Source organism: Salmonella sp. 32031103-2018-00083-FB-01-SM-01, from assembly GCF_017571995.1.
GTDB classification, from domain to species: domain Bacteria; phylum Pseudomonadota; class Gammaproteobacteria; order Enterobacterales; family Enterobacteriaceae; genus Salmonella; species Salmonella enterica.
The window spans coordinates 91,825-112,081 of record NZ_JAGEQL010000004.1 but is presented as its reverse complement, the minus strand read 5'-3'; the positions used below and the strand labels follow the sequence as shown (position 1 = coordinate 112,081).

At 52.6% G+C, this 20,257-nt stretch carries 20 protein-coding genes and 5 tRNA genes; 16 read left to right on the top strand and 9 right to left on the bottom strand.

Features of this window, described 5'->3' with window-relative positions; translation table 11 throughout:
• Window positions 1–56: 56 nt before the first annotated feature.
• The 5 genes from gutM to srlA all read right to left on the bottom strand — a co-directional run bounded on the left by gutM (window position 57) and on the right by srlA (window position 3,189).
• Entirely contained in the window at window positions 57–416 is a 360-nt protein-coding gene (gutM, locus tag J4614_RS13225) for a transcriptional regulator GutM (RefSeq protein ID WP_000255198.1), read from the bottom strand.
• Window positions 417–492: 76 nt separating this feature from the next.
• Window positions 493–1,272, bottom strand: coding sequence for a sorbitol-6-phosphate dehydrogenase (gene srlD, locus J4614_RS13220; RefSeq protein ID WP_001077372.1), 780 nt, complete (start codon window positions 1,270–1,272; stop codon window positions 493–495).
• Window positions 1,273–1,283: 11 nt separating this feature from the next.
• Window positions 1,284–1,646: a PTS glucitol/sorbitol transporter subunit IIA gene (srlB, locus tag J4614_RS13215; RefSeq protein ID WP_000111555.1), complete on the bottom strand. Its 363-nt coding sequence runs from the start codon at window positions 1,644–1,646 to the stop codon at window positions 1,284–1,286.
• Between the two features lie 11 nt (window positions 1,647–1,657).
• Entirely contained in the window at window positions 1,658–2,629 is a 972-nt protein-coding gene (locus J4614_RS13210) for a PTS glucitol/sorbitol transporter subunit IIB (protein ID WP_000199042.1), read from the bottom strand.
• Complete coding sequence (gene srlA / locus J4614_RS13205) at window positions 2,626–3,189, bottom strand: PTS glucitol/sorbitol transporter subunit IIC (protein ID WP_000573333.1); 564 nt, start codon at window positions 3,187–3,189, stop codon at window positions 2,626–2,628. The genes J4614_RS13210 and srlA overlap by 4 nt, the downstream gene beginning before the upstream one ends.
• Window positions 3,190–3,441: 252 nt before the next feature.
• Between srlA and mltB the strand changes: the two genes are divergently transcribed.
• Window positions 3,442–4,521, top strand: coding sequence for a lytic murein transglycosylase B (gene mltB, locus J4614_RS13200; RefSeq protein WP_023251532.1), 1,080 nt, complete (start codon window positions 3,442–3,444; stop codon window positions 4,519–4,521).
• A 37-nt stretch (window positions 4,522–4,558) separates the two neighbouring features.
• Here mltB and J4614_RS22155 read toward each other — a convergent pair whose 3' ends face one another.
• Complete coding sequence (locus tag J4614_RS22155; RefSeq protein ID WP_000053776.1) at window positions 4,559–4,804, bottom strand: hypothetical protein; 246 nt, start codon at window positions 4,802–4,804, stop codon at window positions 4,559–4,561.
• A 194-nt stretch (window positions 4,805–4,998) separates the two neighbouring features.
• Here J4614_RS22155 and pncC point away from each other — a divergent pair, with 194 nt between their 5' ends.
• From pncC to J4614_RS13125, 15 genes are all read left to right on the top strand, one after another.
• Entirely contained in the window at window positions 4,999–5,496 is a 498-nt protein-coding gene (gene pncC / locus J4614_RS13195) for a nicotinamide-nucleotide amidase (RefSeq protein ID WP_023251531.1), read from the top strand.
• A gap of 84 nt (window positions 5,497–5,580) precedes the next feature.
• Window positions 5,581–6,642 (top strand): recombinase RecA, encoded by a 1,062-nt coding sequence (gene recA, locus J4614_RS13190; RefSeq protein ID WP_000963150.1) that lies wholly within the window; start codon window positions 5,581–5,583, stop codon window positions 6,640–6,642.
• Window positions 6,643–6,758: 116 nt separating this feature from the next.
• Window positions 6,759–7,259, top strand: a complete 501-nt coding sequence (gene recX / locus J4614_RS13185; RefSeq protein WP_001294862.1) for a recombination regulator RecX — start codon at window positions 6,759–6,761, stop codon at window positions 7,257–7,259.
• A 235-nt stretch (window positions 7,260–7,494) separates the two neighbouring features.
• A complete protein-coding gene (alaS, locus tag J4614_RS13180; protein WP_000047220.1) occupies window positions 7,495–10,125 on the top strand; it encodes an alanine--tRNA ligase in 2,631 nt (876 codons plus the stop codon).
• Between the two features lie 234 nt (window positions 10,126–10,359).
• Window positions 10,360–10,545, top strand: coding sequence for a carbon storage regulator CsrA (gene csrA / locus J4614_RS13175; RefSeq protein WP_000906486.1), 186 nt, complete (start codon window positions 10,360–10,362; stop codon window positions 10,543–10,545).
• A gap of 303 nt (window positions 10,546–10,848) precedes the next feature.
• Window positions 10,849–10,941, top strand: a tRNA-Ser gene (locus tag J4614_RS13170).
• Between the two features lie 3 nt (window positions 10,942–10,944).
• A tRNA-Arg gene (locus J4614_RS13165) sits at window positions 10,945–11,021 on the top strand.
• Window positions 11,022–11,082: 61 nt separating this feature from the next.
• Window positions 11,083–11,159: transfer RNA gene (locus J4614_RS13160), tRNA-Arg, on the top strand.
• A gap of 62 nt (window positions 11,160–11,221) precedes the next feature.
• Window positions 11,222–11,298: transfer RNA gene (locus J4614_RS13155), tRNA-Arg, on the top strand.
• Window positions 11,299–11,491: 193 nt separating this feature from the next.
• A tRNA-Arg gene (locus J4614_RS13150) sits at window positions 11,492–11,568 on the top strand.
• A gap of 236 nt (window positions 11,569–11,804) precedes the next feature.
• Window positions 11,805–12,371 (top strand): fructose-1-phosphate/6-phosphogluconate phosphatase, encoded by a 567-nt coding sequence (gene yqaB, locus J4614_RS13145; protein ID WP_000271296.1) that lies wholly within the window; start codon window positions 11,805–11,807, stop codon window positions 12,369–12,371.
• Window positions 12,368–12,793, top strand: a complete 426-nt coding sequence (locus J4614_RS13140; protein ID WP_208293200.1) for a YqaA family protein — start codon at window positions 12,368–12,370, stop codon at window positions 12,791–12,793. The genes yqaB and J4614_RS13140 overlap by 4 nt, the downstream gene beginning before the upstream one ends.
• 76 nt (window positions 12,794–12,869) lie before the next feature.
• Window positions 12,870–14,426, top strand: a complete 1,557-nt coding sequence (gshA, locus tag J4614_RS13135; RefSeq protein ID WP_000611821.1) for a glutamate--cysteine ligase — start codon at window positions 12,870–12,872, stop codon at window positions 14,424–14,426.
• Window positions 14,427–14,575: 149 nt separating this feature from the next.
• A complete protein-coding gene (gene luxS, locus J4614_RS13130; protein WP_001130194.1) occupies window positions 14,576–15,091 on the top strand; it encodes an S-ribosylhomocysteine lyase in 516 nt (171 codons plus the stop codon).
• A 345-nt stretch (window positions 15,092–15,436) separates the two neighbouring features.
• On the top strand, window positions 15,437–16,807 hold the full coding sequence (locus J4614_RS13125) for a carbohydrate porin (protein WP_000645140.1): 1,371 nt from the start codon (window positions 15,437–15,439) through the stop codon (window positions 16,805–16,807).
• 48 nt (window positions 16,808–16,855) lie between these two features.
• On the opposite strand, the gene emrB is transcribed toward J4614_RS13125, so the two are convergent.
• The 3 genes from emrB to mprA form a co-directional block, all read right to left on the bottom strand.
• Window positions 16,856–18,391, bottom strand: a complete 1,536-nt coding sequence (gene emrB / locus J4614_RS13120; RefSeq protein WP_001528552.1) for a multidrug efflux MFS transporter permease subunit EmrB — start codon at window positions 18,389–18,391, stop codon at window positions 16,856–16,858.
• Between the two features lie 16 nt (window positions 18,392–18,407).
• Window positions 18,408–19,580 (bottom strand): multidrug efflux MFS transporter periplasmic adaptor subunit EmrA, encoded by a 1,173-nt coding sequence (gene emrA, locus J4614_RS13115; protein ID WP_001275603.1) that lies wholly within the window; start codon window positions 19,578–19,580, stop codon window positions 18,408–18,410.
• A gap of 126 nt (window positions 19,581–19,706) precedes the next feature.
• The gene (mprA, locus tag J4614_RS13110; protein ID WP_000378431.1) at window positions 19,707–20,237 is read right to left on the bottom strand and encodes a transcriptional repressor MprA; all 531 of its coding nucleotides are present in this window, start codon (window positions 20,235–20,237) and stop codon (window positions 19,707–19,709) included.
• Window positions 20,238–20,257 lie beyond the last annotated feature (20 nt).

Below are 20,257 nucleotides of genomic sequence, written 5' to 3'. Positions count from 1 at the left end.
TTAGGGTATTGGTTGCAAAATGATAATTTCGCAAGCTATACGCATTCACAACGAAATTACCCATGTTTCAGTTTAAGCGCCAATGATAGTGCATTCTGCGCGAGCGAATCATGGGGAAAGATCACATCAGGCTGTAATTCATGCAAATGTTTTCCTTGCATTGCGGCAATTTTAACTGGTCTGGCGAATACCGTAAGGCCTTTCATCAATAAAGTGTCCGTCACCCGCTGCTGTTCGTCCAGCGCCACGGCAACCACCACCCGGGGCTTAAAACGCCCGCCGGAGCGCCCGACGCCGACCCGCCCCTGTTGGCTAAGTTTATCGAAAGCCCGATTAAAGCGGGAAATCTGCCAGCCGCCCAGCGCCAGTTGCGCACACCAGGCGATAACGGCGACGGTAATCAGAGTGGAAACCATAATGTGCTCCTGTTGTTTTGCCTGATGGCGGCGTAACCGTCTTATCCGGCCTACGGCGCCATCCGGCAATTCACGGTCAGAACATCACTTGACCGCCGGTTACGTTGATCGACTGCCCGGTGCAATAAGACGCTTTCGGGCTGGCATAAAATAGCAGCATGTTCAGCACATCCTGATAATCACACCCGCGTTTGAGCGGTACCTTATCAATGTAATACTGCTCCACCTCGTCGGGCTTAATGCCCAGTTTAGTAGCGTATTGCGGCAGCAGTGACTGGAACATTGGCGATTTCAACAGGTTGCCGAGCATCAACGAGTGTACGGTAATGCCGTATTCCGCCAGATCCAGCGCCAGAGACTGGGTTAACCCCACGCCGCCGAATTTCGCCGCGCTGTAGCCGGAGTTGTGTTTACTGCCCACTTTGCCGGATTTAGAGTTAATCTGAATAATGCGCCCCTGAATGCCGTCGCGGATCATCAGGCGGGAAAACTCCCGGGCGCAGAGGAAATAGCCCACCAGATTCACCTGTAGCGAGCGGTCAAAATCGCCCAGCTGGAAATCGCTGATAAACGCCGCTTTGGCGATACCCGCGCTGTAAACCAGCAGATCGACGCGCCCGAAAATCTCGTCTACGCCGCGGGACAGCGCCAGCACGCTCTGCTCGCTGGTAGCGTCGGCGCCAAAACCGTACGCCATACCTTCGCCAAAATCGGCGTTAATTTCCTGGGCGACATTCGCGGCTTTATCGCTTTGAATATCAACGACCGCCACGCGGTATCCTTCTTCTGCAAGCCCACGGCAAAGGAATGCCCCCAGGGTCTGGCCTCCGCCAATGACAACGGCAACTTGATTCATGTTTTTTCTCCTTAAGCGACAAACGTCAAAATACAGCCCGGCGCGATATCGTCCGGTACAGGCCCCGCAACGTGTACGGTGCCGGGAAATTCTGCTTCGCGCAGACCATCGAAGCGCAAAGTGATATGCCCCAGTTCACGCAGGTTTTGCTCGGCTACGCTGCCGACCGCCGTGACCGGATAGCAATGTTGGCCCAATTCACACCGCGCGCCAGGCTGCAGCGCGCCGGTCAGTTCGCCATGACAATGGATGAAGCAAAATTCTTCGATATCCGCCGGCGCGCCTTCCCGAAACGTAATCAGCATCTGTTCGCCGAGCGCCTCCATCGCGCTCTGGCCGATACGGGTGATAGTGGTTTGATAAATCACGCTCATGTCTAAACCTCTTATTGATAGATAAAGCCGGAAACAAACCAGGCGATAAGTACCGTGGGCGCGCCAGTCAGGAAGCGTCCGACCAGCACGGAAGGTACGCCGACGCGAACGGTGTCTTGTTTCGCTTCCGCCAGTGACAGGCCGACCGGGATAAAGTCGCAGGCCGCCTGCGCGTTAATCGCGAACAGGGCGGGAAGCGCCAGATGCGGGGGGATATTGCCCAGGCCTATCTGAACGCCGATCAGGACGCCAATGACCTGAGCGATAACCGCGCCAGGGCCGAGAAAGGGCGACAGCAGCGGGAAAGAGCAGATCAATGCCAGCGTCACCAGCCCCAGTGGATGGCTGGCTAATGGCGCCAGACCGTGGGCGATCCAGTCGCCAAGACCTGAGGCCATAATGATGCCGATCAGCGCCGAAACGAACGCCATAAACGGCAGGATTGTTTTCAGGACCGTATCAATGGTGTCGCGACCGGACTGGAACAGTACCGCCACGGCGGAGCCCATTCCCATACCAACTTTTGCCAGCAGCCCGTCGCTCTGCTCGGTGATTTTTTTGCTGGTGTCGTAGTCACGTCCTAATGTCGTTTTGGCAGGCTGGGGACTGTCAGGCGTTTCGCCGACAAGAGTAATGTTTTCTTCTTTTACGCCGGAGACATAAATATCCTCAACAATATACTGCGCCAGTGGGCCGGACTTACCCGTCGAGTGAATATTAATGGTTGGAATCCGGCGTTTCGGATAGATACCGCAGCGCAGCGTACCGCCACAGTCGATAATGGCCGCGCCGATCTCCGCTTCCGGCGGTTCGCCTTCTTTAAAGCCGTCCACCGCTTGCCAGCCTGTTAGTTGCGCCAGTTTGTCGACGATCGCCGGGCGCGTACCGGCTGTGATATAGACGATCTTTTTGCCTGGCGTAACGTCCAGTTCAAGCGGGCCGCCCCAGCCGCCGGCGCCTTTCTCAATACGAACCCGTGTCATGATACCGCTCCTGTCAGATGAACTTTCTGCTCAAGTTGAATCCCCATTTTTTTCTCAAAAATAGCGGTGGTGAGATCGGTTACCCAACCGCGGAAGAAGTTCGTCACCAGACCTACCAGCAGATAGCTCACCGCGAGCGGGCCGAGAGGAAGCCCTAACGTGGTGAGTCCGCTGGCGATACCCAGATAAACAAACAGTTCGCCGGGATTGATATGCGGAAACAGACCGTTCATGGAGTGACAGCTATAGGAGGCCGCCGCGTAATAGCTCGGCTTGTACTTCTCCGGCATAAAGCGTCCCAGGCTCAGGGTCATCGGATTACAAAAAACAAATGTCCCGATACACGGTAAAAGCAGGTAACGAGATAGCGGATTTCCGGCACAACGTTGGGCAAAACGCTCAATACGCTGCTGGCCGATAAAATTGATGAGCGCATTCATGATAACCAGCAGGCTTATCAGTAGCGGAAGAATACCTGTCACCATACCGGTAAACACCTCTCCGCCTTTCTGGAATAACCCGATGAACCACTCCGCACCATGTGTAATGGTTTCGATCATTGTTCTCTCCTGTAGGGTTTTTAGTTTTCTTGCTAATTTCCTGTTCATTGTAATCATGTTGAAAGATTCAAAAGTGTTATTGTGATCGCAAAATAAAAGAAAAATATTTTAAGTTGAAAGATTGTGGGGCGAGGGAGAGGATACAAACTGAAAAGAGGAGAAAGGTGATTTATTCTCTTGTGCCGCTTCCTTGTGCGGCGGGGGATGCTTTACCATACTTCTCCCTGGCTGAATTTGTTTAATGGATGTCTCATGTTCAAGCGTCGTTATGTAGCGTTACTTCCACTTTGCGTATTGCTTGCTGCCTGTAGCAGCACGCCAAAATCTTCCGAGACTCAAGCGACGACGGGCACGTCTTCCGGCGGCTTCCTGCTTGAGCCGCAGCATAACGTCATGCAAATGGGCGGCGACTTCGCCAACAACCCTAATGCGCAGCAGTTCATTGATAAAATGGTCAGTAAACACGGTTTCGACCGTCAGCAGCTGCAGGAGATCCTCTCGCAGTCTAAAAGACTGGATTACGTCCTGCGTCTGATGGACAGACAAGCGCCGACCACTCAGCCGCCCGCCGGACCAAATGGCGCCTGGCTTCGCTACCGCAAACAATTTATTACGCCGGATAATGTGCAAAACGGCGTCGCGTTCTGGAATCAGTATGAAGACGCGCTGAACCGCGCCTGGCAGGTATACGGCGTACCGCCGGAAATCATCGTGGGGATTATCGGCGTGGAAACCCGTTGGGGACGTATCATGGGGAAAACGCGGATTCTGGACGCGCTGGCGACGCTGTCATTTAACTATCCGCGTCGGGCGGAATATTTCTCCGGCGAGCTGGAAACCTTCCTGCTCATGGCGCGCGATGAGCAAGACGATCCGCTCAATCTGAAAGGTTCCTTTGCGGGCGCGATGGGCTACGGCCAGTTTATGCCATCTTCCTATAAAGAATATGCGGTCGATTTCAATGGCGACAATCACATCAACCTTTGGGACCCGGTTGATGCCATCGGCAGCGTGGCGAACTACTTCAAGGCGCATGGTTGGGTGAAAGGCGATACGGTTGCGGTGCCGGCGAATGGTCAGGCGCCTGGGCTGGCGAATGGTTTCAAAACAAAATATAGCCTCTCTCAGCTTGCCGCCGCAGGCTTAACGCCGCAGCAATCGTTGGGCAATCATCAGGAAGCCAGCCTGCTGCGTCTGGATATCGGTACGGGCTACCAGTACTGGTACGGCTTGCCGAACTTCTACACCATTACCCGATATAACCACAGCACGCATTATGCGATGGCGGTTTGGCAGCTGGGCCAGGCGGTAGCGCTGGCGCGGGTGCGCTAATTTACGCTTAGGGAGGGGAGCACCCCCTCCGCTATTATTATGGCTTTTGGGGCTGATTCTCTGCCTGCAAATGGGATATCTTCTTTGATAGTGCTAGACTATATCCCAGACATCCCAGGCCTAAGATAATTTGACCGCCATCATACGGTTCAAAATAGCCTGACGACAATATATTCAGTACTCCCATGACAAGTGAACAGACGCCGCCAATTGTGGCCCACAGCCGTAGTTGGGTGGTTTGTTTTAGTTTGTGCTGTGTGCTTTCCGTTTTTTTGAGTGACATCCTTGCTTTCTCTCCGTGCGTGTAAATTTAGCGACATGGTACTGCTATTTAGTCATGTGTTACCTCTTTCATTCTGCATAAATAACCTGCTGGCATTTTTTCGGAATCCGACTCGTAAAATCGACTGCTCGTCCCCATCTCTGGTGAGAAAGTGCTATCTTGTGCGGCAGGATTTCTAACTGACAGAGGTCATGATGACTGACAGTGAACTGATGCGGTTTAGCGAGCAGGTCGGGCTGGCGTTAAAAGCGCGCGGGGCGACCGTAACGACAGCAGAGTCCTGTACCGGCGGCTGGCTGGCGAAAGCCATTACCGACATCGCCGGAAGCTCCGCCTGGTTTGAACGCGGCTTTGTCACCTATAGTAATGAAGCCAAAGCGCAGATGATTGGCGTGCGTGAAGAGACTCTGGCGCAGCATGGCGCGGTCAGCGAACCCGTAGTGGTCGAAATGGCGATCGGGGCGTTGAAGGCCGCTCGCGCCGATTTTGCTGTCGCTATTAGCGGAATTGCCGGGCCGGATGGCGGCAGTGAAGAAAAGCCGGTTGGTACGGTGTGGTTTGCTTTCGCCAGCGTCAGTGGAGAAGGGATTACGCGTCGGGAATGCTTCAGCGGCGACCGTGAATCGGTGCGTCGACAGGCGACGACGTACGCGCTACAAACCCTGTGGCAACAATTTCTACAAAACACTTGATACTGTATGAGCATACAGTATAATTGCTTCAACAGTACGAATTCACTATCCGGTTCAATACCAAGTTGCATGACAGGAGTAATAATGGCTATCGACGAAAACAAACAGAAAGCGTTGGCGGCAGCACTGGGCCAAATTGAAAAGCAATTTGGTAAAGGCTCCATCATGCGTCTGGGTGAAGACCGTTCTATGGATGTGGAAACTATCTCCACCGGTTCGCTTTCACTGGACATCGCACTCGGTGCGGGCGGTCTGCCGATGGGGCGTATCGTCGAAATTTACGGGCCGGAATCTTCCGGTAAAACGACCCTGACGCTACAGGTGATTGCCGCTGCGCAGCGTGAAGGTAAAACCTGTGCGTTTATCGATGCGGAACACGCGCTTGACCCTGTTTACGCACGCAAGCTGGGCGTCGATATCGATAACCTGCTCTGTTCTCAGCCGGATACCGGCGAGCAGGCGCTGGAAATCTGTGACGCGCTGGCGCGTTCAGGCGCGGTGGACGTCATTGTGGTCGACTCCGTAGCGGCGCTAACGCCGAAAGCGGAAATCGAAGGCGAAATTGGCGACTCTCACATGGGCCTCGCGGCGCGTATGATGAGCCAGGCGATGCGTAAGCTGGCGGGGAACCTGAAACAGTCCAACACGCTGTTGATTTTCATCAACCAGATCCGTATGAAGATTGGCGTGATGTTCGGTAACCCGGAAACCACCACCGGCGGTAACGCGCTGAAATTCTACGCCTCTGTTCGTCTTGATATCCGTCGTATTGGCGCGGTGAAAGAGGGCGATAATGTCGTGGGTAGCGAAACGCGTGTGAAAGTGGTGAAAAACAAAATCGCCGCGCCGTTTAAGCAGGCCGAGTTCCAGATCCTCTACGGTGAAGGTATCAACTTCTATGGCGAACTGGTTGACCTGGGCGTGAAAGAGAAGCTGATCGAGAAAGCGGGCGCATGGTACAGCTACAACGGCGAGAAGATTGGCCAGGGCAAAGCGAACGCGACTACCTGGCTGAAAGAGAACCCGGCGACAGCGAAAGAGATCGAGAAAAGGGTTCGTGAATTACTGTTGAGTAATCAGAATGCCACGCCCGATTTCGCCGTTGACGATAGCGAAGGCGTTGCCGAAACCAACGAAGATTTTTAATCATCAGGTGATGGTGGGTCGGACAAAACGAAGCCGCCATTCAGCAAAACGTTAAATTACCATCAAGGGCTGCATTTATGCGGCCCTTTTGGCATTTCTCCCTGTTAAGGTTTTTTATGAGTGAACCCACATCGCGCCGTCCCGCTTATGCTCGTCTCCTTGATCGTGCGGTACGTATTCTTGCTGTCCGCGATCACAGCGAGCAGGAATTACGGCGTAAACTCTCCGCGCCGGTGATGGGCAAAAATGGGCCGGAAGAGATTGATGCGACGGCAGACGATTATGAACGCGTGATCGCCTGGTGCCACGAACATCACTATCTTGATGACGAGCGCTTCGTGATGCGCTTTATCGCCAGTCGTAGCCGCAAAGGCTATGGCCCGGCGCGTATTCGCCAGGAGTTGAATCAGAAAGGCATTTCCCGTGAATCGACTGAAAAAGCAATGCGAGAATGTGAAATTGACTGGAGTGAAATGGCACGTGAACAGGCCATTCGCAAATATGGCGAGCCGCTCCCTTCAAACTTTTCAGAAAAGGTTAAGGTACAGCGCTTTTTGCTCTATCGCGGGTATCTGATGGACGATATCCAGCAAATATGGCGAAATTTTGCAGATTGAGCGCATACGGGATTTTACTTCCCGGTAAAGAAAACTTATCTTATTCCCACTTTTTCCGTCTGGACGCGGGTTGCTTAACGGCGAACAGCGTCTGCGACGAATATTCCTTAAATACACAAAATCATTCAAGCCGCATCAAAGCGGCAAGTGAGCCTCGGGAACGCGTGACCGGGAAACTCGCAGCCAACGCAGAGGCGGCCTGAAGGATGAAGTGTAGCTTGATTTCAGGATAATTATGAGCAAGAGCACCGCTGAGATCCGTCAGGCGTTTCTCGACTTTTTCCATAGTAAAGGGCATCAGGTAGTTGCCAGCAGTTCCCTGGTGCCTAACAATGACCCCACTCTGTTGTTTACCAATGCCGGGATGAACCAGTTCAAGGATGTTTTCCTTGGGCTCGATAAACGTAATTATTCCCGTGCAACCACTTCCCAGCGTTGCGTACGCGCGGGGGGTAAACACAACGATCTGGAAAACGTCGGATACACTGCACGTCACCATACTTTCTTCGAAATGCTGGGCAACTTCAGCTTCGGCGATTACTTCAAACACGACGCCATTCAGTTCGCATGGGAATTACTGACCGGTGAAAACTGGTTTGCTCTGCCAAAAGAGCGTTTATGGGTCACCGTCTATGAAACCGACGACGAAGCCTATGAGATCTGGGAAAAAGAAGTCGGCATCCCGCGCGAGCGTATCATCCGTATCGGCGACAATAAAGGCGCGCCATACGCATCGGATAACTTCTGGCAGATGGGTGATACCGGTCCCTGCGGTCCGTGCACCGAAATCTTCTACGATCATGGCGACCACATCTGGGGCGGCCCTCCGGGAAGCCCGGAAGAAGACGGCGATCGCTATATTGAGATCTGGAACATCGTCTTTATGCAGTTCAACCGTCAGGCTGACGGGACGATGGAACCATTGCCGAAACCGTCTGTAGATACCGGTATGGGGCTGGAGCGTATTGCCGCGGTACTGCAACACGTTAACTCTAACTATGACATCGACCTGTTCCGCACGTTGATTGAAGCGGTAGCGAAAGTCACCGGCGCCACCGATCTGGGTAATAAATCGCTGCGCGTTATCGCCGACCACATCCGTTCCTGCGCATTCCTGGTTGCCGATGGCGTGCTGCCGTCGAATGAAAACCGTGGCTATGTGCTGCGTCGCATTATTCGTCGCGCGGTGCGTCACGGCAACATGCTGGGCGCGAAAGAGACCTTCTTCTACAAGCTGGTTGGGCCGCTGATTGAGGTAATGGGCTCCGCAGGCGAAGAGTTGAAACGTCAGCAGGCGCAGGTCGAGCAGGTTCTGAAAACGGAAGAAGAGCAGTTCGCCCGTACGCTGGAGCGCGGTCTGGCGCTGCTGGATGAAGAACTGGCGAAATTGCAGGGTGATACCCTGGACGGCGAAACCGCTTTCCGTCTGTATGATACTTATGGTTTCCCGGTCGATTTAACGGCGGACGTCTGCCGTGAGCGCAATATCAAAGTCGACGAAGCCGGTTTTGAAGCAGCCATGGAAGAGCAACGCCGTCGCGCGCGCGAAGCTAGCGGTTTTGGCGCGGACTACAACGCGATGATCCGCGTTGATAGCGCTTCTGAATTTAAAGGCTATGACCATCTGGAACTGAACGGCAAAGTGACTGCGCTGTTTGTCGATGGTAAAGCGGTTGAAGCGATTAACGCGGGACAGGAAGCTGTTGTCGTGCTGGATCAGACCCCATTCTATGCGGAATCAGGCGGTCAGGTTGGCGATAAAGGCGAGCTGAAAGGCGCTGGATTTACTTTCGCTGTGGACGACACGCAAAAATATGGTCAGGCGATTGGTCATATCGGCAAATTGTCTGCGGGCGCTCTGAAAGTGGGCGATGCGGTACAGGCTGACGTAGATGAAGCGCGCCGCGCACGTATCCGTCTGAACCACTCCGCCACGCACCTGATGCACGCGGCGTTGCGCCAGGTGCTTGGGACACACGTTGCGCAGAAAGGTTCGCTGGTTAGCGATAAAGTGCTGCGCTTCGACTTCTCGCACAATGAAGCGATGAAGCCGTCGGAGATTCGTCAGGTTGAAGATTTGGTGAATGCGCAAATTCGCCGCAACCTGCCGATTGAAACGAACATCATGGATCTCGACGCGGCGAAGGCGAAAGGGGCCATGGCGCTGTTTGGCGAGAAATATGACGAACGTGTACGCGTTCTGAGCATGGGCGATTTCTCTACCGAACTGTGCGGTGGTACTCACGCTAGTCGTACCGGTGATATCGGTCTATTCCGTATTATCTCTGAGTCCGGCACCGCAGCGGGCATTCGTCGTATTGAGGCGGTAACCGGTGAAGGCGCTATGGCCACCGTTCACGCACAAAGCGATCGTTTAAACGATATTGCGCATCTGCTGAAGGGCGACAGCCAGAATCTGGGCGACAAAGTGCGTGCCGTGCTGGAACGTACACGTCAGCTGGAAAAAGAGTTGCAGCAGTTGAAGGACCAGGCCGCAGCGCAGGAGAGTGCAAATCTTTCCAGTAAAGCGGTCGATCTCAACGGCGTGAAGCTCCTGGTCAGCGAGCTTGCTGGTATTGAGCCGAAAATGCTGCGAACCATGGTTGATGATCTGAAAAATCAACTGGGGTCTACCGTTATCGTACTGGCAACGGTTGTTGAAGGTAAGGTTTCTCTGATTGCGGGCGTGTCGAAGGATGTGACCGACCGGGTTAAAGCAGGGGAATTGATTGGTATGGTCGCTCAGCAGGTGGGCGGTAAGGGTGGCGGTCGTCCGGACATGGCGCAAGCCGGTGGTACGGATGCGGCAGCTCTGCCTGCAGCGTTAGCCAGTGTACAAGGCTGGGTCAGCGCAAAATTGCAATAATTATAAGCGTTCGTTGGCGCCGCAGCTCGTGCTGCGGCGTTTACGTCAACGCTATCGACAACGATAAAGTCAGGTTGAAGTTTTGTATATCGGCTAAACTTAGGTTTAACAGAATGTAATGCCATGACTGCTTACACCTAAGGTGTTTGTCATCGCTTACTTTTTGGCGTTATATGATGGATAATGCCGGGATACAGAGAGACCCGACTCTTTTAATCTTTCAAGGAGCAAAGAATGCTGATTCTGACTCGTCGAGTTGGTGAGACCCTCATGATTGGCGATGAGGTCACCGTGACAGTTTTAGGGGTGAAGGGCAACCAGGTGCGTATTGGCGTGAACGCCCCGAAAGAAGTTTCTGTCCATCGTGAAGAGATCTACCAGCGTATCCAGGCTGAAAAATCCCAGCAGTCCAGTTACTAAGGTTTTCGCGTCTCACTTTTCGGGTGAGACGCAGCCTCTCTTCTCGCTCGCCCGCGTTGTCCCTTCATGACTTTTTTCAACCCCACTGTTGATATGGTGCGCTTTTGGCGGCCAGCGTGTCATCAAATTATCTGTTGATAAAACACTCTTTTTGGCTTTTTTACAGACTAATTGAGCGTGAAGTGTGCAAACGATAAAAGCTCTGGAAAAATTGTTTGACTTATAAGTCCCAGAAAGTAATATGTGCGCCACGCAGCGACGATGAGCAGAACAAGTTCTTCGAAGCACTCGTAAGAGGCGTGTGGTGAGGTGGCCGAGAGGCTGAAGGCGCTCCCCTGCTAAGGGAGTATGCGGTCAAAAGCTGCATCCGGGGTTCGAATCCCCGCCTCACCGCCATTTGCATCCGTAGCTCAGCTGGATAGAGTACTCGGCTACGAACCGAGCGGTCGGAGGTTCGAATCCTCCCGGATGCACCATCTCTTACTTGATACGGCTTTCCCGCGGTATCAAAATCTGCAGTAAAGTAAGTTTCCCGATGCATCCGTAGCTCAGCTGGATAGAGTACTCGGCTACGAACCGAGCGGTCGGAGGTTCGAATCCTCCCGGATGCACCATCTCTTACTTGATACGGCTTTCACCGCGGTATCAATATCGGCAGTAAAGCAAGTTTTCCGATGCATCCGTAGCTCAGCTGGATAGAGTACTCGGCTACGAACCGAGCGGTCGGAGGTTCGAATCCTCCCGGATGCACCATATTCTCCGTACTTTCAGTGATGAAGATACGGATAAGATAGCGGTAATCACCGCTGGCACCAGGAAGGATAACGTTGCATCAGCAACGGCCCGAAGGGCGAGCCGTAAGGCGAGTAATCCTCCCGGATGCACCATCTTATTTAGTGTGGCAGTAAATGCGACATCAAATCTTGTAGTAAACATCATTTCCAATGCATCCGTAGCTCAGCTGGATAGAGTACTCGGCTACGAACCGAGCGGTCGGAGGTTCGAATCCTCCCGGATGCACCATATTCTTCATACTTTCAGCGATGAAGATGCAGATAAGATAGCGGTAATCACCGCTGGCACCAGGAAGGATAACGTTGCGTCAGCAACGGCCCATAAGGCGAATAATCCTCCCGGATACGTCACTGCCCTGCAATCGCTTTTCCCCTTATCCTGAATATACCTCTTCATCTCTATTAGCGACAAAATCAACCAATTGCGATAAAGTACTGTCTGGTTATTCGGTTTGCGAGAACACGATGTACGCACGTTATGCTGGTTTGATTTTTGATATGGACGGTACTCTCCTGGATACCGAACCCACGCATCGCAAAGCGTGGCGTGAGGTTTTGGGGCGCTATGGTCTTCGTTTTGATGAACAGGCAATGGTCGCGCTTAACGGTTCGCCAACCTGGCTTATCGCCCAGTCAATCATTGAGCTTAACCATGCCGATCTTGATCCCCTGTCACTGGCGCGTGAGAAAACCGACGCGGTAAAAAGCATCCTGCTGGACTGCGTAGAACCGCTGCCGCTGGTTGAGGTGGTTAAAGCGTGGCATGGGCGGCGTCCCATGTCGGTCGGTACCGGTAGCGAAAGCGCTATCGCGGAAGCCTTGTTAGCGCATCTGGGGCTGCGTCGTTATTTTGATGCGGTTGTGGCGGCAGATCACGTACAGCATCACAAACCTGCGCCTGACACCTTCCTATTGTGCGCCCAGCGGATGGGCGTCATGCCGACGCAGTGCGTGGTATTTGAAGATGCCGATTTTGGTTTACAGGCGGCGCGGGCGGCGGGAATGGATGCCGTGGATGTTCGACTATTGTGAGTGACGGACTGTCGCTCCTGTCTCTGTTTGCCAGTAGTTTTCTCAGCGCGACGCTGTTACCCGGTAATTCTGAGGTGGTTTTGGTTGCTATGCTGGTCTCCGGCGTCAGTCATCCCTGGGTCTTAGTCTTAACAGCAACAATGGGTAATAGCCTTGGAGGGGTAACTAACGTTATTCTTGGGCGTTTCTTTCCGCTGCGCAAAACGTCGCACTGGCAGGAAAAAGCGACTGGCTGGCTAAAGCGTTATGGCGCAGCCACACTATTATTAAGCTGGATGCCGGTCATCGGTGATTTGTTGTGCCTGTTAGCGGGATGGATGCGCATCCCGTGGGGGCGGACGATCTTTTTTTTGTGTCTTGGTAAGGCGCTGCGCTATGTTGCGCTCGCAGCGGCGACGGTTCAGGGCATGATGTGGTGGTAATAATTGTAGGTTTGGCATGTATGGCCGCCATTACAGTTATGCTTATTAAAACGATTTGGACAGGCGGGAGGTCAATTTGATCCCGGACGTATCACAGGCTCTGGCCTGGCTGGAAAAACATCCTCAGGCGTTAAAGGGGATACAGCGCGGGTTAGAGCGCGAAACGCTGCGTGTCAATGCTGATGGCACGCTGGCGACAACAGGTCATCCTGAAGCGTTAGGTTCAGCGCTGACCCATAAATGGATTACCACAGATTTTGCGGAAGCCCTACTGGAGTTTATTACGCCAGTCGATGGCGATATCCAGCATATGCTCACTTTTATGCGCGATCTCCATCGGTATACGGCCAGGAAACTGGGCGATGAGCGGATGTGGCCATTAAGTATGCCCTGCTATATTGCGGAAGGGCAGGACATAGAGCTGGCGCAGTACGGCACATCCAATACCGGGCGCTTTAAAACGCTCTATCGCGAAGGGCTGAAAAATCGTTATGGCGCTTTGATGCAAACCATCTCCGGCGTACATTACAATTTTTCATTACCGATGGCGTTCTGGCAGGCGAAATGCGGCGTTACGGAAGGCGAAGCGGCAAAAGAAAAAATTTCTGCCGGCTATTTTCGTCTGATTCGCAACTATTACCGTTTTGGCTGGGTCATCCCCTATCTGTTTGGCGCGTCTCCGGCCATTTGTTCCTCTTTCCTGCAAGGGAAGCCAACCACATTACCGTTTGAAAAAACGGACTGCGGTATGTACTACCTGCCGTATGCGACGTCGCTGCGTTTGAGTGATTTGGGCTATACCAATAAGTCGCAAAGCAATCTCGGAATTACGTTTAACGATTTGCATGAGTATGTGGCAGGTCTGAAGCGCGCGATTAAAACCCCTTCCGAGGAGTACGCGCGGATTGGTGTGGAAAAAGACGGTAAGCGGCTACAGATTAACAGCAACGTTCTGCAAATTGAAAATGAGCTGTACGCGCCCATTCGTCCCAAGCGCGTGACGCGCAGCGGCGAATCGCCTTCTGACGCGCTTCTGCGTGGTGGTATTGAGTATATTGAAGTTCGTTCTCTCGATATTAATCCGTTCTCACCGATCGGCGTAGACGAGCAACAGGTGCGCTTCCTCGATCTGTTTATGGTCTGGTGCGTATTGGCCGATGCGCCGGAAATGAGTAGCGATGAGCTGTTATGTACGCGTACTAACTGGAATCGCGTTATTCTGGAAGGGCGTAAGCCGGGCCTGACGTTAGGCATTGGCTGTGAAACTGCGCAATTCCCGCTGCCCAAAGTAGGAAAAGATCTCTTCCGCGATCTGAAACGCGTGGCGCAAACGCTGGACAGTATCCACGGGGGAGAGGAGTATCAAAAGGTGTGTGACGAGTTGGTCGCCTGCTTTGATAATCCTGAACTGACATTCTCCGCCCGGATCCTACGGTCTATGATTGATGAAGGCATTGGCGGCACCGGGAAAGCGTTCGGTGAGGCTTACCGTAATCTGTTACGCGAAGAGCCGCTGGAGATTTTACAGGAAGAAGAGTTTATTGCTGAACGTGACGCTTCAGTACGTCGTCAGCAGGAGATTGAGGCGGCGGATACCGAGCCGTTTGCCGCGTGGCTTGCGAAACACGCCTGACCCAAAAGAAAAAGGCCACTCACGGAGTGGCCAAAATTTCATCGCTGAAAACAGGGATGATGATAACAAATGCGCGTCTTTCATATACTCAGACTCGCCCCGGAACAAAGAGTTCAGTTTATTTTTAAAAAATTATCGGAGGTGACTAAATGCCATTATTAGATAGCTTCGCAGTCGATCATACCCGGATGCAAGCGCCGGCGGTCCGGGTTGCAAAAACGATGAACACCCCGCATGGCGACGCAATCACCGTGTTTGATCTGCGTTTTTGCATTCCGAACAAAGAAGTGATGCCGGAAAAAGGGATTCATACGCTTGAGCATCTGTTTGCTGGCTTTATGCGCGACCACCTCAACGGTAACGGCGTTGAGATTATCGATATCTCGCCGATGGGCTGCCGCACCGGCTTTTACATGAGCCTGATTGGCACGCCGGACGAGCAGCGTGTTGCCGACGCGTGGAAAGCGGCGATGGCGGATGTGCTGAAAGTGCAGGATCAAAACCAGATCCCGGAGCTGAACGTTTACCAGTGCGGTACGTATCAGATGCACTCGCTCAGTGAAGCGCAGGACATTGCCCGTCATATTCTGGAGCGTGATGTGCGCGTGAACAGCAATAAAGAGCTGGCGCTGCCGAAAGAAAAACTGCAGGAACTGCATATTTAGTCTTATTGGTAAGCGTTTCCAGTATTTAAATTAACCCCGGTTTATGGCCGGGGTTTTTTATTGCTTAATATAATTTGCGTTTATTATATTTGCGGAGAGAATACATTTTAAATTAAGTAATGCCTGGCCTGTTAAATAATAAAATGTGATCTGGCAAACAGAAAAGGCGGATAACTCACGATGCCAGAGTGTATTGATCACATAAACTAAAAATCATAAATAATTAATAGAAAAACATAATGGAATGCGCCAGATATCCAGGTAATAACAAGACTCTACTAATAGCCGGTCGATGGGGTTTTTAGCAAATCTTATCTGGTATACATCAAACTTAAGGGATAAAAAATGAAGGCTAAATATTTGGCGCTGATGATCGGTGCTTGCTTTTCTCATAACCTTTGGGCAGCGAATAATATCACTATTGAGCAGCGTCTGGCTGAACTGGAGCAACGTGTTGTTAATGCTGAAAAACGGGCATCCGATGCCGAGGCGCAAATTCGCTCGCTGAAACAGCAGCAGGTCGCCGCTACGCCGACGGTGAATGTCCAGTCCGCCGAGCCCATAGCAGCAGGTAAAACGCCGCCGAAGCTGACCTTATCCGGATTCAGCGATATTAAGTTCTATGGCGATGTCGAATTTAATATGGATGCGGCAAGCCGTTCCGGTAGCCTGACCTCGATGAGAACGTCAGCAAATAAAGATTGGGCATCAGGAACCAATGAACGCTGGGATATTAACGGACGCCTGTTACTGGGCTTTGATGGCTACCAGCGGCTGGACAACGGTAATTTTGCCGGGTTCTCTGTACAGCCTCTGGCGGACCTGACCGGAAAAATGAACCTTGATGATGCCGTTTTCTTCTTTGGTCGTGAGAATGACTGGAAAATTAAGGTTGGTCGTTTTGAAGCCTACGATATGTTCCCGCTGAATCAGGATACGTTTATTGAATATTCGGGGAATACAGCGAACGATCTTTACAGTGACGGTTACGGCTATATCTATATGATGAAAGAAGGGCGGGGACGTAGTGACAGTGGGGGTAACTTCCTGCTGAGTAAAACCATCGACAACTGGTATTTCGAAGTTAACACATTGCTGGAAAATGGCAGTACGTTATATACCGAGAAGCAGTACCACGGAATGGATTTAAGCAACGATAAAAATGTGGCTTACGTCCGTCCGGTTATCGCCTGGCAAAACGGGCGTTTTTCAACGGCGATAGCGATGGAAAGTAACGTCGTTAACAACGCCTATGGCTATTATGAGAATGGGAAGTGGATCGATCAGTCAGATCGTACGGGCTATGGTTTTACCATGACCTGGAATGGTCAAAAAACTGACCCGGAAGATGGCGCAGTGATTAACCTGAATACCGCCTATATGGATGCGACCGATGAGACAGATTTTACCGCTGGGGTGAATGCGCTGTGGCATCGATTTGAACTGGGTTATATCTATGCGCATAACAAAATCGAAGCCTTCAATGCTACTAATATCGATGCCGTTTGTGAGGACGATTGCTGGATCACCGATCCCGGCAATTATGACATTCACACTATTCATGCCTCATATTTATTCCCCAACGTGATGGATATGAAAAACTTTAACATCTACCTCGGTGCCTATGCTTCATGGGTAGAGGCCAATCCGAATAATGGCGATAACAGTGAAGATGCGCGTTACGGCGGGCGTCTGAGATTCAAATATTTCTTCTGATTGTTGGTCTACTAAAAAAGGGATCCGCAGATCCCTTTTATCAGATAGTTAGTGCGCGCCGCCGCCGCCGCCCGCACCGAAGGGCGGTTTGGCGAACCACACCAGGCCGAGCAGCACCAGGAAGATCCCCGCCGACATCCAGAAGATTTCGTTGGCGGAAATAATCAGCCCCTGATTCGTGATTTGCTGGGCTATCCAGCCTGACGCCTGTTGGTGCGTCATCCCTAAGCCTTCCAGTTTATCGTACATAGCCTGAGCGTTTGGATTATACGCTGTAACCGACTCCGTGAGCTGAGCATGGTGTAGCGACTCACGATCGGTCCACATAGTGGTGGTAATCGAGGTGCCGATGGAGCCCGCCAGCGTTCGCGTGAAGTTCGACAGGCTTGATGCCGCCGCCAGCCGTTCGGGCGGTAACCCGGAGAGCGTAATGGTGGTCAGCGGCATAAAGAAGCAGGCGACGGCAAATCCCTGAATAAACTGCGGCCATGCAGAAGCGCCGAAATCCATACCCGGTTCGAACGTCCAGGCGCGCCAGTAAAAACAGACGGCGTACATAATGAAGCTGAACGTGACCAGCCTGCGCATATCCAGTTTATGCGCGAAGCGTCCGATAATCGGCGACAAAATTACCGGAATAATGCCGACTGGCGCCGACGCCAGACCTGCCCACGTTGCGGTATAGCCGTACACCTCTTGCAAAAGCTGCGGCAGTAGAACAATGGCGCCGAAATAGAGCATATAGGCAAGGCTGATGCACAAGCAGCCAATCGTGAAGTTACGCGATTTAAAAAGAGAAAGATCGACGATAGGGTGATCGTCGGTCAGTTCCCAGACGATCAGGAAACTGATGGCGATGACGGCGACCACGGTCAGGATGATAATTTCCTGCGAGGAGAACCAGTCCAGCTCTTTACCGCGATCGAGCATAATTTGCAGGCTGCCGATGCCAATCACCAGTAGCGCCAGCCCGACGGCGTCAATACGTCGCCGTTCGGTATGCGTTTCACGTCCGCGCAGCGTGTGTAACGTCATCAGGACGACGGCGATGCCAATCGGAACGTTGATGAAGAAAATCCATCCCCAGTGGTAATTATCACTGATGTAGCCCCCCAGAATCGGGCCGCAAATCGGCGCGACAATGACGGTCATTGACCAGAGCGCCAGCGCAATGGAGCGCTTTGCAGGCGGATAGTTATTCAGCAACAGGCTTTGCGAGAGCGGAATCAGCGGCCCGGCGACCACGCCCTGCACCACGCGGAAGAAGATCAGCATATTCAGGCTGCTGGATACGCCACAGGCCCAGGAGGCCGCGGCAAAGGCGACCGTCGACCACATGAACAGTTTAACTTCGCCAAAACGTTTCGCCAGCCAGCCGGTTAAGGGAATCGAGATAGCGTTCGCCACCCCGAAAGAGGTGATAACCCATGTCCCCTGGCTTAGGGAAGAACCCAGGTTCCCGGCGATGGTCGGAATCGCCACGTTGGCAATGGTGGAGTCCAGCACCTGCATGAATGTCGCCAGCGACAGCGCGATCGTCATGATGACGAGCTGCGCGCCCTCCAGCGGTTTTTGCTGTTGCATCACACGCACCTCAGGATTAACCCGCGTTAGCCTGTACGATGTCGTCGATCAGTTTATTGACCGGCGCGAGATTAATTTCGCGTGCGTTACTTTCGGCAACCGGCGTCGTTCGTACCTGGCTGGCCAGTACCTGACCGTCGCGATTAGCGGTATCCACGGTGACCAGCGTCGATAAACCAATACGCAGCGGATGTTGTTCTAACTGGCGGGCGTCCAGTTCGACGCGTACCGGCAGACGTTGAACCACTTTAATCCAGTTACCCGTCGCATTTTGCGCGGGCAGCAGGGAGAAGGCGCTGCCTGTTCCCATATCCAGACCGACGACTTTACCGGTGTATTTTACGTCGTCGCCATAAATATCAGTAATCACCGTCACTGGCTGCCCAATGCGCATGTTCGCTAATTGGGTCTCTTTAAAGTTAGCGTCCACCCACAGATCGGTTGCAGGCACGACGGCCATCAGCGGCGTGGTGGGGCTGATCTGCGCGCCAGGCTGGACGGCGCGGCGAGAGACATAACCAGTCATTGGGCTGACGATGCGAGTACGCTCCAGTGCCAGCCAGGCGTTACGCACTTCGGTCGCCGCTTGTTGAACCGCGGGCTGATCTTCCAGATTACTGTTGAGTATCATTGCCTGGTTGGCATTGTACTGTTGAATGGCGACATCCAGCTGTGCCTGCGCGCTGGCGACGGCATCGCGGGCGTGTTGCAGCTCTTCACGGCCAATAAGATTGGCATTCCCCAGCGGCACACGACGGTTAAGGTCGCTTTGCGCTTGCGCCAGGGCGGTTTTTTGCACGTCGATATTCGCCTGCAACTGCTTGCTGTTAATCATCAATTGGTGCGTCTGACGCACGCTGGAGGCCAGCGCCGTTTTGGCTTTTTCAAACGCTTGTTTGGCGTCAGTCTGATCGAGCGTGACCAGAACATCGCCCTCTTTTACAAAGTCGGTGTTATCAGCCCAGACTTTCGTCACGCTGCCTGACACCTGCGCCATGATTTGAACCTGGTTCCCTGCCACGTAAGCATCATCTGTCTCTTCAATATGACGCAATACTAAAAACCAATAAATTCCATATGCCACGGCAATAATAACAAAGAGCAAGGTAAGAAGTAGCAGCGCTGTTTTGCGTTTGCCTTTCTTCTTAGCCGGTTGCTGCGGGGTTTGGATCTCCGCATTTGCGCTCATGTTGTTCTCCACGATCTTATTATTCACATCGGCTGAGCCGACCTGTTGTCAGAAAGGCCAGCAGTAACGCGTGCCGGCCTGTCCGCTTTCCTGTTATTAATCTGGATTTTTGAGCGGGTCGGCGCTTTAGCGCAGCGCCTCAAGAACAGTGCCTTCCTGCTCCATTTGATCAAGACGCGTCAGGAGTTTACGAGTGATGTGCTCAAGTTGATCTTTTTCGGCAGTGCTAAGTGATGACCAGAGTTGATGCAGACAATGATGCTGAGGTGGAAGCACTTCTTGCAAAAATGCCTGGCCTTTCTCCGTTAATTGCAGATGCAGGCAACGGCGGTCGTTATCGCTCTCACGACGCTCAATCCAGCCGCGTTTTTCCAGCTCATCTGCAATGCGTGTCGCATTGGTGCGAGATGAACCCAGCGCGCAGCTTAATTCAGACGGCTGAATACTGTGGTTTTCCTGAGACTCCAGCGTAATCAACGCCATAAACAACGTCTCGTTAATCCCTTGAGCCTTCAGCATTTTATTGCGGTTTTCCAGGAGCTTGCCTTGCATGTGCATACAAAGACGAGTCAAAAGAATTTCCTGGTAAGGAAAGTCTTCGTGACGGCTGGCGCGAAATTTTAGCATTTGTTCAATGGGCGTAAACGAACTATCCATTTGGGCATGACCTCATTAAT